Raw genomic sequence first — 12,602 nt, forward strand, 5'->3', positions numbered from 1 at the left:
GAGGAACCCGAAGGGCTCAGAGCGACTGGGCGAAGGCTTCCAGGTCGGCCGGGGTGTTCAGCGGCGTCGCCTCGGCGTCCGGGGCGATGCGCTTGGCCATGCCCGACAGCACCTTGCCGGCGCCGGCTTCGGCGAAGCGGGTGACGCCGCCCTCGCCGGCCAGCCAGGTCATGCTCTCGCGCCAGCGGACGCGGCCGGTGACCTGCTCGACCAGCAGCTTGCGGATGACGTCCGGGTCGTGCACCGGCGAGGCGGTGACGTTGGCCAGCAGCGGAGCCTTCGGCGCCAGGATGGTGGTGGCGGCCAGGGCGGCGGCCATCTCGTCGGCGGCCGGCTGCATCAGCGGGCAGTGGAACGGCGCCGAGACGTTCAGCGGAATGGCCCGGGCGCCCAGTTCCTTGGCCTTCTCGATGGCCTTGTCGACGGCGGCCTTGGCGCCGGAGATCACGACGTTGCCGTTGTTGTTGTCGTTGGCGACGACGCAGACGCCGACTTCCGAACCGGCGGCGGCGGCGGCTTCAGCGAGAGCCAGGTCGGTCTTGGGACCGATCAGCGAGGCCATGGCTCCCTCGCCCACCGGCACGGCGCGCTGCATGGCCTGGCCGCGCAGCTTCAGCAGGCGGGCGGTGTCCGACAGGCTGATGGCGCCGGCGGCGGCCAGGGCCGAGTATTCACCGAGCGAGTGGCCGGCCACGAAGGCGGCGCGCTCGATGCCGATCCCGAACTCCTTCTCCAGGGTGCGGGTCACGGCCAGGCTGACGGCCATCAGGGCCGGCTGGGCGTTCTCGGTCAGGGTGAGATCACCCTCGGGACCTTCGCGCATCAGTTGCGACAGCTTCTGGCCCAGGGCGTCGTCGACTTCCTGGAACACCTCGCGAGCGGACGCGAAGGCCTCCGCCAGCTCGACGCCCATGCCGACCGATTGGCTGCCCTGCCCCGGGAAGATGAAGGCGATGCTCATGGCGGCCCGCTCCTCTGTAATTCAATGTCTTGGGGGCGGAGGGTTAGGGGAAACCCAGGGCCTGGGCAAGCCGGACCGATGTTTTGCCTGTGCTTGCTTTCCGCAGGGGCACGTCCACATTGCTCGCCGTTCCGTATCTGAAACGCCACGCCCTCCCCCGACCTATCGGAGTCGCCAAGATGAAACGCCTCGCCCTCGCCGCTTCCCTGGCCGCGTTCAGCCTGCTGGCCGCCGCCCCCGCCCTGGCGGCGCTGAAGCCCGGCGACAAGGCTCCCGACTTCACCGCCCCGGCGGCCCTGGCCGGCAAGGACTTCGAGTTCAAGCTCAGCAAGGCCCTGAAGAAGGGTCCGGTGGTGCTATACTTCTTCCCGGCCGCCTACACCTCGGGCTGCACCGCCGAGGCGCACGAGTTCGCCGAGGCCACCCCCGAGTTCGAAAAGCTGGGCGCGACGGTGATCGGCGTCACCGGCGGCAATGTCGAGCGGATCAAGGAGTTCTCGAAGGAACACTGCCGCGACAAGTTCGCGGTCGCCGCCGCCAGCCCGACCCTGATCAAGGACTACGACGTCAAGCTGCCGATGAAGGACAACCTGTCCAACCGCACCTCGTACGTGATCGCGCCGGGCGGCAAGATCCTGCTGGCCTACAGCGACCTCAACTTCCAGGGTCACGTGACCCAGACCATGGACGCCGTGAAGGCTTACAAGAAAAAGAAGTAGGAGCGCATGACGCCGCATCTCTGAACCTTTCGAGTGAGCTTTGCCTTCGGAGGGCAACGCTCCATCCAGTCGATGCGCCGTGGAAACGGGGCCGGTCACAGAGGACCGGCCCGGACCACTCTTTAGAACTTCACCTTCACCCCGGCGCTCCACATCGCCGGTTCGTCGGCCAGGCGGTAGACGATCAGGCCGGGGATGAAGACCGCGCCCGAGACGTAGTCCTTGGCGTCGAGGACGTTGCGGCCCTGGACGAACACCCGCCAGGCGGCCGAGGGCGATTCCCAGGCGACGCCGGCGTTGACGCGGTCGACCGCGTCGATGCGGCCGGCCTGGGCGTTGGTCGCCTCGGCGTAGCGCGGGCCGCGGTGGCTGTAGTCGGCCGAGACGATGATCGCCCCGCCCTTCAGCACCTCAGGCTCGATCCGCCAGGTTCCGCCGACCTGGGCCTGGACCTTGGAGACCAGCGGCAGGGTCTTGGCGCCGGCCTGGGCGGCGGCGGTGGAAGGATCGAGCTTCTCGTACTCGGCGTCGGTCAGGGCCAGAGAGGCGAAGAGGTCCAGCCCCTTCACCGGCGTGGCGGCGGCCTCGAGCTCCAGGCCGGCGATGCGGGCCTCGGCGGCGTTTTGGGTCAGGATCGAGCCGTTGCTGATGACGTTCTGCTGCAGGTCCTTTAGCTGTTCGACATAGGCGGCGAGGTTGAGGCGGGCGCGATGCTCGAAGGCCTCGATCTTGGCGCCGGCCTCGTAGGACCAGACGGTCTCGGGGTCATAGGCCTTGGTGAAGATCGACGGCTCGGCGATCGACAGGGCGACGAACCCGCCGGCGCGGTAGCCGCGAGCGATCGTGCCGTAGACCATGACGTCGTCGCTGACGTCGTACTGAAGATTGAACTTCGGGGTCCAGACCTTCCACTCGCCTTCGTTGGAGCGGCTGGTCAGGCTGGCCGGATAGGCGGCCAGGCCGTTCTGGATCGTGCCGGCGATGGTCTTTTCGTCCTTGGTCCAGCGCAGGCCGGCCGAGCCCTTCAGGCGGTCGGTGAAGCGCCATTCCAGCTGGCCGTAGGCGGCGACGCTTTCCGAGGTGGCGTGGATCGTCGTCGGCAGCAGCGGCACGGCGTAGGACCCGTAGATGCCCGCGCCGATGGTGTCGGACAGCACCTGGCCGCCGGTCTCCTTGAACCAGAACAGGCCGCCGATCCATTGCAGGCGGCCGTCGAAGGATTCGCCCAGGGCCTGGAATTCCTGGCTGGATTGCTCCTGCTCGGTCTGGCTGCCGCGCAGGAAGCCGGCGACGAGGCCGGCGCCGGCCACCAGCCCGCCCGAGAAGTCGAGCGTCCAGCGGTCGTCGAGGCGCTGATAGGCGGTGATCGATTTCAGCTGCACCGCGCCCAGGTCGTAGCCGAGGTGAAGGGCGAGGCTCTTCTGCTCGGTCTTGGTGTCGGTGTTGATCGGCGAACGGGTCGAGCCGAAATCGCCGCCGGCCAGGGGCTTCAGCGTGACGGGGTCGAGCGGCGAGAAATGCTGGCCGTCGGTGTCGGTGCGGGCGTAGGCGGCCGAGACCGTGGCGCTGAACGGGCCGGTGTCGATGAGGCCGAGCGCCAGGCGCACGCCGGCGTCGCGGCGCGCGCCGACCTTCTTGTCGAGGGCGGTGTTCTGCTGCCAGCCGTCGCGTTCGGAGAACAGGGCCGAGGCCGTGGCGCCGACATGGTCGCTGATCGCCCCGCCGGCGCTGGCCTTGTAGCGCTGCAGGCCGTAGTCGCCCCACGAGGCCTCGAGCGAGCCGCCGGCCGCGTCGCCGGGCTGACGGGTGACGTATTTCAGCGCGCCGGTCATCGAGTTGCGGCCGTAGAGCGTGCCCTGCGGCCCGCGCAGCACCTCCACCCGCGTGACGTCGGCCAGGTCGAGGTTCGCGACCGACAGCCGGGCCTGGTAGACGTCATCGACATAGATGCCGACGGGCGGTTCCGAGGTGATCATGCCGCCGGTCTGGTCCAGCGCCCCGCGCAGGGCGACCTGGATGGTCGAGGGCGAGGCGCTGATCTGCGAGACGTAGAGGCTGGGCACGGCCGCGCCCAGGGTCTCGACCTTGGTGATCTGCAGCTGGTCCAGGGCCTTGGCCCCGAAGGCGCTGACGGCGACGGGCGCGTCCTGCAGCTTCTGCTCGCGCCGCTGGGCGGTGACGACCAGATCCTCGACCGTAGTCGGTTTTTCCTGGGCCAGGGCCGGCGTGACGCCGGCCAGGATCGCGCCGATGGCCGCCGCGCCGCATAGAACCGATTTTCGCATTTCCGCTCCCCCTCTGGTGGAGCGTTCAGGAGGGAAAGACGCAAGGCTGGGCGCAAACCCGCCCTGCGCGGCGCCCGATGGTCGGACAGCGGCGCGGGTCGTCGGCGACGGATTGTCAGGAAAGCGGCGCGGCTGCGCCGGAGGCTACCAGTTGGCCTTGACCAGCTTGACCATGAAGCGGCCGTCCTGGACGCGTTCGTCCTCGGCGCGGACGCTGACCGAGAACTCGGCCGGAATGTCGAACGGACGGATCAGACTGAAGTCGACGCCCTCGTCGCCCATGGTGCCGCCGCCGAAGCCGATGGCGGCGACCTGGCGGCCGTCCAGCGTCAGGGCCGAGCGCAGGTTGGCGCGGGCCAGCGGAATGGCGGCCGGGACGATCATCGAGCGCGTGGCGTTCATGTCGACCGACAGGCTGACATAGTTCGACTTGGGCAGGTCGCCGAAGCCGAACAGGCGCGACATCGACGAGCGGAAGCCGGCCTCGCGCTTGTTGAGCGAGGCGCCCAGGGCCATGGCGTGCGGGCTGGGGCCCTGCTCGGCCTTGGCCGTCAGGTTCAGGTTCACGTCGTAGGTGGGCTGCTCGATGTTGCCCGCGACCTTGGCCGTGAAGTCGACGCGCTCGGCGTCGGTCGACAGGTCCATCGGCAGGGCGGCCGAATAGCCCGTGAAGCGGCCGTCGTTTGACGACACCGACAGGTCGGGCTTCTTGATCAGGGTCTGGGCGAGCGTCGGGGCGGCCGACATCGCGAGCGCAAAAGCGCCGCCGACGATCAGGCTCTTGAGGATGCTGCCCCGCATGCCTCTTCCCTAGCCACCGAAGGTGTTAACGGCAAGCTGACTTCCGCGACGAAAGCCTGTTTCGAGGTCGAAATCGACACGAAGGTTTCGGAAGGACACAGACCCGCGCCACCGCGCACGCATTTCAGGCGCCATAGTATAGGGCCTCCACGGCCCCTCCATTGGGCCTGCACCCGATCCTCGTCTTGCCTCCTGGCCCTGTTTCCTGTAATAGCGCGCGCTCTCACGGAAGGCGGTCTTGCGCGAACCCTTCATTGGGCCGGGATTTTCCCGCTCGTCGCACAGGATCCATCGTGGCCGCCGGACTTCCGCCGTCGACCGCGCCGCCTTCCACAGCGGAAGAAGGAAAACTATGTCGTTCTACGAACACGTGGTCATCGCGCGGCAGGACATCTCGCCGCAACAGGCCGAAGCTCTCAACGAGCAAATCAAGACCCTGATCGAAGAAGGTGGTGGTCACATCGCCAAGATCGAATACTGGGGTCTGCGTAACCTCACCTATCGCATCAAGAAGAACCGCAAGGGCCACTACTCCCTGCTCGCCATCGACGCCCCGGCGCCGGCGGTGAAGGAACTGGAGCGCCAGCTGTCGATCAACGAAGACGTGCTGCGTTTCCTGACCATCCGCGTGGAAGAGCTGGACCTGGAACTGTCGCCGGTTCTGGCCCGTCGCGACCGTGAGCGCAGCGATCGCCCCGAGCGTTCGGACCGCCCTGAGCGTTCCGAGCGTCCGCGCGAAGACTTCGCCCCGCAAGCGTAAGGGAGAAATAGATCATGACCGATACGACTGCTCCCGAAGCCGCGGCTCCGGCCGCCGCCGCCGGCGGCGCTCGCCGCCCGTTCTTCCGTCGCCGCAAGGTTTGCCCGTTCTCGGGCGCCAACGCGCCGAAGATCGACTACAAGGACGTGAAGCTGCTGCAGCGTTACGTTTCCGAACGCGGCAAGATCGTGCCGTCGCGCATCACCGCGGTGTCGGCCAAGAAGCAACGCGAACTGGCCAAGGCCATCAAGCGCGCCCGCTTCCTGGCTCTGCTCCCCTACGTCGTGAAGTAAGGGAGACGCCACGATGAAAGTGATCCTGCTCGAACGAGTCGAAGGCAAGGGCGTCCTGGGCGACGTGGTGACGGTGAAGGACGGCTTCGCCCGTAACTTCCTGCTGCCGCGCAACAAGGCTCTCCGCGCCAACTCGAACAACCTGAAGGCTTTCGAAGCGCAACGCGCCGAGATCGAAGCCCGCAACGTCCGCAACCGCGAAGCCGCCGGCAAGTCCGGTGAGGCGCTGGACGGCACGCAGTACGTCCTGATCCGTCAAGCTGGCGAAAGCGGCCAGCTGTACGGTTCGGTCGCGGGCCGCGACGTCGCCGACGCCATCAAGGCCGAAGGCGGCAAGGTCGACCGCTCGATGATCGTGCTGGACAAGCCGATCAAGACGCTGGGCGTCCACGAAGTGAAGGTGAAGCTGCACGCCGATGTGACCGTCACGGTCAGCCTCAACATCGCGCGCAGCCAAGACGAAGCCGATCGCCAAGCGCGCGGCGAAAACGTCATCGCCTCGCAATTCGAAGAAGATCGCGCTGCCGACGCCGAAGCCGCCCAGGACATGCTGGAAGGTGGCGCCGGTTCGCACGAAGGCGACCACTACGAAGCCTGATCCGTCAGGTCATTCGCAGACTGCTGAAAACGGCGCGGAGCAATCCGCGCCGTTTTTTTCTGCGCTGATGGCTAGAATTGCTCAGATTGTAAGCTGCACTCCGGTCAACCAAGTTCGTGTCCGTCTAGCCACCTGTCGGATACAAGAGCCGCATCCATGCGACCCCGCCCGACAGAGTTCGAGAGGGGTTATCTCATGCGTATCAAATCCATCCTGCTGGCCGCCGCTTCGGTGTCGGCCTTCGCCGCCTCGGCCCACGCCCAGGAAGCCGCCGACCAGACCACGGTCGAGGAACTGGTCGTCACCGGCACCCGCACCGCGGGCCGCTCGCGTCTCGACACGGTCTCGCCGGTCGATGTCGTCGACAGCAAGGCCCTGACCCGCCAGGGCTCGACCGAACTGGCCCAGGCGCTGTCGACTCTGGCGCCGTCGCTGAACTTCCCGCGTCCGTCGGCCGTGGACGGCACCGACTCGGTGCGCCCGGCCACCCTGCGCGGCCTGGCCCCCGACCAGACCCTGGTGCTGCTGAACGGCAAGCGCGGCCACGCCGCCGCCCTGGTCAACATCAACGGCGCCGTCGGGCGCGGCTCGGCCGCCTTCGACCTCAACACCATTCCGACCGCCGCCCTCGACCGCGTCGAGATCCTGCGTGAAGGCGCCGCCGCCCAGTACGGCTCGGACGCCATCGCCGGCGTCGTCAACCTGCGTCTGCGCGAAGCCCGCACCGGCGGCGGCGCCACGGCCAGCTACGGCCTCTACGACACCGAGGTGAAGACCGCCCGCGACACCGACGGCCGCAAGGCCCACGACGGCGTCACCTACACCGCCTCGATCTGGCAGGGCTTCACCCTGCCCAACGACGGCTTCCTCACCGTCACCGGCGACTGGTCCAAGCGCAACCCGACCAACCGCAGCGACGTCTCGTCGGCCTTCAGCCCCGGCGTCGTGACCGGCCGCTACGGCGACGCCGAGGTGGAGAGCAAGTCGATCTTCGCCAACGCCGGCCTGCCGCTGAACGAGACCTGGAGCCTCTACGGCTGGGCCGGCTACCAGAAGCGCGAGGGCGAGAGCGCGGCCTTCCCGCGCCTGGCCAACAACGCCGCCAACATCGCCTCGATCTATCCGAACGGCTTCCTGCCGAAGATCACCACCGACATCGACGACTACAACTTCGCCTTCGGGACCAAGGGCGAGCTCGGCGCCTACACGATCGACGCCAGCGTCACCTACGGCGAGAACGACATCGACTATGGCGTCAAGGACAGCCTGAACGCCTCGTACGGCCCGACCTCGCCGACCTCGTTCTACGCCGGCTCGATGAAGTACCGGCAGACGGTGGCCTCGCTGGACATCACCCGTCCGCTGGAGATCGCCGCCTTCGCCCAGCCCTCGACCCTGGCCTTCGGCGCGGAGTACCGCAAGGAAGGCTATGAGATCGTGGCCGGCGAGACGGCCTCGTGGGCCAACGGCGGCTACAACGGCCTGGCCGCCGGCGCCCAGGGCTTCCCGGGCTTCCGCCCGAGCAACGAAGTCGACGTCACCCGCGACAACTACAGCCTCTACATCGACCTCGACAGCCAGATCACCGACAAGCTGGACGTCGACGTCGCCGCCCGCTTCGAGGACTATTCCGACTTCGGCTCGACCACGACCGGCAAGATCGCCGCGCGCTACGACTTCTCGGGCAGCTTCGCCCTGCGCGGCGCGGTGTCGACCGGCTTCCGCGCCCCGGCCCTGCAGCAGCAGTACTTCACCGCCACCTCGACCAACATCATCAGCGGCGTGGCGACGGAAGTCGGCACCTTCCCGGCCACCAGCGCCGTGTCGCAGGTGCTGGGCGCCAAGGCCCTGGAGCCTGAAGAGAGCACCAACTACTCGCTGGGCCTGGTCTATCGCCGCGGCCCGCTGGAGCTGACGGTCGACGCCTACCAGATCGACATCGACAACCGCATCGTGCTCTCGGAGAACATCCAGGGCAGCGCGACCGGCACGGCGACCCAGCAGGCGATCTACACCCTGCTCCAGCCCTACGGCGTGACCACCGCGCGGTTCTTCATCAACGGCGTCGACACCACCACCAAGGGCGTCGACGTGGTGCTGCGCTACCGCCTGGACGCCGAGGAAGCCGGTCGCTTCGACCTGACCCTGGCGGGCAACTACAACGAGACCGAGGTCACCCGCCTGCCGACGACCAACACCCTGTCGTCGCTGCCGGTCCCGCCGACCCTGTTCGGCCGGGTCAACGTCCTGACCTTCGAGAAGGGCACGCCGCGCACCAAGTTCGTCGCCAGCGGCGACTGGAGCAACGGCCCCTGGGGCGCGACGCTGAAGCTGACCGGCTACGGCAGCGTGCTGCAGCCCAACGCCACGGCCTCGCTCGACTACTGGACCGGCCGCAAGGCGGTGATCGACCTGGAAGCCCGCCGCACCTTCGGCGAGAACCTGACCTGGGCCGTCGGCGCCAACAACCTGTTCGACGAGTACCCCAACCGCACTCCGGCGGCCGTCAACAGCACCAGCGGCGTGGTCGGTTTCCCCAACTACTCGCCGTTCGGCTTCAACGGCCGGTTCCTCTACACCCGGGTCAGCTACAACTGGTGACCTGAGCGGGCCTCATCCGGCCTGAACTGACCGAAGGGGACGCAGCGGAACGTTGCGTCCCCTTTTGTCGTACAGAAGATATACACAGAACATCCCCGTTCATCTTCGCCGTTCACCTTGCTCGGCCCGCGCGCTCGGACGGCGTTCGCGTTAACTTATGGCGATGTCTCTGGTCCCTGCCCTCGATCTGCGCCCGCCGGCGCAAGATGCTCCTCCGATCGCCGTCGCGCCGCACAACCTGGAAGCCGAACAGGCGCTGCTGGGTGTGCTGCTGTACGACAACTCGGCCTATGAGCGGCTGACCGACAGCCTGCAGGGGCGGCACTTCTACGAGCCCTTCCACCAGCGGCTGTTCAGCTCGATCGAGACTCACATCCGCAAGGGCCAGCTGGCCGAGCCGATCCTGCTGGCCGACGAGTTCAAGCACGACACGGCGTTCCAGGAGCTGGGCGGCATCCGCTACCTGGCCGACCTGGTGGACCGCGCCCCGCCGGCCGCCAATGTCGGCGACTACGCCCGGGCGGTGTTCGACCTGGCCCTGCGCCGCGACCTGATCCGCATCGGCGGGGAGATCGCCGCGGCCGCCCACGGCCATGGCGACGAGAAGCGTCCGGCCCGCGACCAGATCGAATCCGCCGAACAGCAGCTCTACACCCTGGCAGAAAGCGGCACGGCCAGTTCCGGCTTCGTCAGCTTCGGCGACGCCCTGCGCGGCGCCGTCGAGATGACCGCCGAGGCCTTCCAGCGCGACGGCGGCATGTCGGGCCTGGCCTCTGACCTGATCGACCTCGACCAGAAGATCGGCGGCCTGCACCCGTCGGACTTGATCGTGCTGGCCGGCCGCCCGTCGATGGGCAAGACAGCGCTCGCCACCAACATCGCCTTCAACGTCGCCAAGAAGTACGCCTGGGAGCCCCAGCCGGACGGCAGCCGCAAGACCGTCAGCGGCGGGGTGGTGGCCTTCTACTCGCTGGAAATGAGCGCCGAGCAGCTGGCCCTGCGTATGCTGGCCGACGCGTCCGGCGTGTCGGGCGACAAGCTCCGCAAGGGCGAGATCGACGCTTCGGAGTTCGGCCGGGTGCGTGACGCGGCCATGGAGCTGCAGGAAGCGCCGCTCTATATCGACGCCACCGGTGGTATCTCCATCGCCAAGCTGACCGCCCGGGCGCGACGCCTGAAGCGTCAGGTCGGCCTCGACCTCATCGTGGTCGACTACCTCCAGCTGGTGACGGGCTCGGACCTGGGGTCCAACGCCAGCCGCGTGCAGGAAGTCTCGCAGATCACCATGGGCCTCAAGGCCCTGGCCAAGGAACTGGCCTGCCCGGTCATCGCCCTGTCGCAGCTGTCGCGTCAGGTCGAAAGCCGCGAGGACAAGCGGCCGCAGCTGTCCGACCTTCGTGAATCCGGCTCGATCGAGCAGGACGCCGACATGGTCTGGTTCGTGTTCCGCGAAAGCTACTATGTCGGCCGGGCCGAGCCGCGCGAGGGCACGCCCGAGCACCTGACCTGGCAGGAAGAAATGGACAAGCTGCAGGGCCTGGCCGAAGTGATCATCGCCAAGCAGCGTCACGGTCCCATCGGCACGGTGCGCCTGTCGTTCAACAGCGACACCACCCGCTTCGGCAACCTGTCGCGCGACCACTATTTCCATCAGATGCGCTCGGGCAGCGACGAATAGCGTTTCCTTCCGGACGCGCGCCGGGCGAGGCTCGGCGCGCGATTCAGGAAAGAGCGCCGCCGATGGACTTCAGCCCCCTGCCCGTCACGACCTTCGTCGGGGCGTTCCTGCTGGCCTTCCCGGCCCTGTTCTCGATCGTCAATCCGGTCGGGGCGGCGCTGATTTTCCACCAGATGCTGGCCGACCATCCGGCCGAGACCCGCAGGCGGCTGGCGCCGACCATCGCGCTCTACGCCTTCTGCATCCTGCTGGGCTCGCTGCTGCTGGGCGGCTACGTGCTGAACTTCTTCGGGGTCAGCCTGGGCGCGCTGCGGGTGGCCGGCGGCCTGGTCGTGGCCATCCGCGCCTGGGCGCTCCTGATGGCGCCCGAGGAGCATGAGGAGCGCAAGGCCGACCAGGCCGCCTCGCCCGCCAAGGCGCGGGCCGAGGACATGGCCTTCTTCCCGCTGACCATGCCGTTCACCACCGGACCGGGCGCGATCTCGGTGGCGATCGCTCTCTCCTCCCAGCGGCCGGCCGAGGGCCATTCGGTCGCGCCGTTCTTCCTGGGCGCCAGCCTCGCCGTCGCCGTCATCGCCCTGATGGTGTGGGTGTTCTACCGGGCCTCGGACCGGGTGCTGTCGCTGCTGGGCGTCAACGGCGCGCGAGTGATGTCGCGGCTGATGGCGTTCCTGCTGATGTGCATCGGCGTGCAGATCGTCGCCAGCGGCGTCGAGGCCCTGGTGACGCAGTTCCTGGCCTCTCGCTAGGTCGCATCTCCACAGCATCTGCACTGGCCTTGACGGCGCGGGTCGGCTACCTCCCCAGCCGTGACCGAAGCTCGCCTGACCCTCGACCTGGACGCCCTCGCGGCCAACTACGCGACCCTCAAGGCGCAGGCTGGCGGGACCGAGCTCGCGCCCGCCGTCAAGGCCGACGGCTACGGCCTGGGCGCGGGCCTCGTCGCTCGCCGCCTGTGGGACGAGGGCGCGCGCGCCTTCTATGTCGCGCGCCTGTCGGAAGGCGTGGCGCTACGCAAGGCGCTGGGCGAGCGCGAGGCGGCGATCCACGTGCTGGACGGCGCGACGCCGGGCTCGGGCCCCACGCTTGTCCAGGCCGGGCTGATCCCGGTGCTCAACAGCCTGCCGCAGGTCGAGGCCTGGAACAGCCAGGCCGGCAAGGGAACGCTGGAAGCGGCGATCCACATCGACACCGGCATGAACCGCCTTGGCTTGCGCCACGAGGAGGCCGCGGTGCTGACGGCCTCGATGGACCGGCTGAAGCATTTGAACGTCTCGCTGGTGATCAGCCACCTGGCCTGCGGCGGCGAGCCGGAGCATCCGCTGAACGCCCGCCAGCTGACCCGCTTCACCGACGCGGCCGCCCTGTTCCCCAACGCCCGACGCAGCCTGGCCAATTCGGCCGGGATCTTCCTGGGCGAGGCCTATCTCTTCGACCAGTGCCGGCCGGGGATCAGCCTCTATGGCGGCGGGCCGCGCGACGTGGCCGACGATCGGATCAAGGCCGTGGCCACGCTCGAAGCGCCGATCCTGCAGGTGCGGGTCGTGCCGCGCGGCGAGTCGATCGGCTATGGCGCGGCCTTCACGGCCAGCGAGACCACGCGGGTGGCGATCCTGGCCTGCGGCTATGCCGACGGCGTGCTGCGCTCGACCAGCCCGACCGGCCAGGTGTGGTTCGACGGCGCGCGCCGGCGGATCCTGGGCCGGGTGTCGATGGACCTGATCGCGGTGGAAATCACCGACTGCGACGCCGCCCGTCCCGGCGCGATGGTCGAGCTGTTCGGCCCCAACCTGCCGGTGGACGACGCCGCCGCGGCGGCGGGCACGACGTCCTACGAGTTGCTCGTACGCCTGGCCGGACGCGCCCGCCGCGTGGTGTTGGGCGAGGCCTGACGGGCCCCGCCCTC

General features: G+C 68.4%; 11 protein-coding genes. 8 read left to right on the forward strand and 3 right to left on the reverse strand.

What is annotated here, in order from left to right; all coding sequences use genetic code 11:
- Positions 1-16: 16 nt before the first annotated feature.
- Positions 17-961, reverse strand: a complete 945-nt coding sequence (gene fabD / locus AC07NS_RS20340) for an ACP S-malonyltransferase (protein WP_494606167.1) — start codon at positions 959-961, stop codon at positions 17-19.
- A gap of 179 nt (positions 962-1,140) precedes the next feature.
- On the opposite strand from fabD, the gene AC07NS_RS20345 reads away from it, so the two are divergent.
- Positions 1,141-1,680 carry a peroxiredoxin gene (locus AC07NS_RS20345; RefSeq protein WP_494606169.1) on the forward strand — a complete coding sequence of 180 codons (540 nt, stop codon included), beginning with the start codon at positions 1,141-1,143 and terminating at the stop codon, positions 1,678-1,680.
- Between the two features lie 122 nt (positions 1,681-1,802).
- On the opposite strand, the gene AC07NS_RS20350 is transcribed toward AC07NS_RS20345, so the two are convergent.
- Together AC07NS_RS20350 and AC07NS_RS20355 are read right to left on the reverse strand one after the other, a co-directional pair.
- Complete coding sequence (locus tag AC07NS_RS20350) at positions 1,803-3,965, reverse strand: TonB-dependent receptor (protein ID WP_494606170.1); 2,163 nt, start codon at positions 3,963-3,965, stop codon at positions 1,803-1,805.
- Between the two features lie 144 nt (positions 3,966-4,109).
- On the reverse strand, positions 4,110-4,766 hold the full coding sequence (locus AC07NS_RS20355) for a hypothetical protein (protein ID WP_494606172.1): 657 nt from the start codon (positions 4,764-4,766) through the stop codon (positions 4,110-4,112).
- A gap of 352 nt (positions 4,767-5,118) precedes the next feature.
- Here AC07NS_RS20355 and rpsF point away from each other — a divergent pair, with 352 nt between their 5' ends.
- From rpsF to alr, 7 genes are all read left to right on the forward strand, one after another.
- Positions 5,119-5,526 carry a 30S ribosomal protein S6 gene (rpsF, locus tag AC07NS_RS20360; protein ID WP_110117828.1) on the forward strand — a complete coding sequence of 136 codons (408 nt, stop codon included), beginning with the start codon at positions 5,119-5,121 and terminating at the stop codon, positions 5,524-5,526.
- Between the two features lie 14 nt (positions 5,527-5,540).
- The gene (rpsR, locus tag AC07NS_RS20365; RefSeq protein ID WP_058346420.1) at positions 5,541-5,819 is read left to right on the forward strand and encodes a 30S ribosomal protein S18; all 279 of its coding nucleotides are present in this window, start codon (positions 5,541-5,543) and stop codon (positions 5,817-5,819) included.
- A 13-nt stretch (positions 5,820-5,832) separates the two neighbouring features.
- A complete protein-coding gene (gene rplI / locus AC07NS_RS20370; RefSeq protein ID WP_494606174.1) occupies positions 5,833-6,417 on the forward strand; it encodes a 50S ribosomal protein L9 in 585 nt (194 codons plus the stop codon).
- A 195-nt stretch (positions 6,418-6,612) separates the two neighbouring features.
- Positions 6,613-9,018, forward strand: a complete 2,406-nt coding sequence (locus AC07NS_RS20375) for a TonB-dependent receptor plug domain-containing protein (RefSeq protein ID WP_494606176.1) — start codon at positions 6,613-6,615, stop codon at positions 9,016-9,018.
- Positions 9,019-9,175: 157 nt separating this feature from the next.
- Positions 9,176-10,696: a replicative DNA helicase gene (locus AC07NS_RS20380; protein ID WP_494606178.1), complete on the forward strand. Its 1,521-nt coding sequence runs from the start codon at positions 9,176-9,178 to the stop codon at positions 10,694-10,696.
- 62 nt (positions 10,697-10,758) lie between these two features.
- Positions 10,759-11,445: a MarC family protein gene (locus AC07NS_RS20385; RefSeq protein ID WP_494606180.1), complete on the forward strand. Its 687-nt coding sequence runs from the start codon at positions 10,759-10,761 to the stop codon at positions 11,443-11,445.
- A 60-nt stretch (positions 11,446-11,505) separates the two neighbouring features.
- Positions 11,506-12,588: an alanine racemase gene (alr, locus tag AC07NS_RS20390; protein WP_494606182.1), complete on the forward strand. Its 1,083-nt coding sequence runs from the start codon at positions 11,506-11,508 to the stop codon at positions 12,586-12,588.
- Positions 12,589-12,602 lie beyond the last annotated feature (14 nt).

Source organism: Caulobacter sp. GW821-FHT10A10 (genome assembly GCF_059415745.1).

Bases quoted from the DNA above. Each gene is read 5' to 3' on its own strand.
- fabD (WP_494606167.1), bottom strand. From the start codon at position 961: ATGAGCATCGCCTTCATCTTCCCGGGGCAGGGCAGCCAATCGGTCGGC.
- AC07NS_RS20380 (WP_494606178.1), top strand. From the start codon at position 9,176: ATGGCGATGTCTCTGGTCCCTGCCCTCGATCTGCGCCCGCCGGCGCAA.
- AC07NS_RS20355 (WP_494606172.1), bottom strand. From the start codon at position 4,766: ATGCGGGGCAGCATCCTCAAGAGCCTGATCGTCGGCGGCGCTTTTGCG.
- rpsF (WP_110117828.1), top strand. From the start codon at position 5,119: ATGTCGTTCTACGAACACGTGGTCATCGCGCGGCAGGACATCTCGCCG.
- rplI (WP_494606174.1), top strand. From the start codon at position 5,833: ATGAAAGTGATCCTGCTCGAACGAGTCGAAGGCAAGGGCGTCCTGGGC.
- AC07NS_RS20385 (WP_494606180.1), top strand. From the start codon at position 10,759: ATGGACTTCAGCCCCCTGCCCGTCACGACCTTCGTCGGGGCGTTCCTG.
- AC07NS_RS20375 (WP_494606176.1), top strand. From the start codon at position 6,613: ATGCGTATCAAATCCATCCTGCTGGCCGCCGCTTCGGTGTCGGCCTTC.
- AC07NS_RS20350 (WP_494606170.1), bottom strand. From the start codon at position 3,965: ATGCGAAAATCGGTTCTATGCGGCGCGGCGGCCATCGGCGCGATCCTG.
- rpsR (WP_058346420.1), top strand. From the start codon at position 5,541: ATGACCGATACGACTGCTCCCGAAGCCGCGGCTCCGGCCGCCGCCGCC.
- AC07NS_RS20345 (WP_494606169.1), top strand. From the start codon at position 1,141: ATGAAACGCCTCGCCCTCGCCGCTTCCCTGGCCGCGTTCAGCCTGCTG.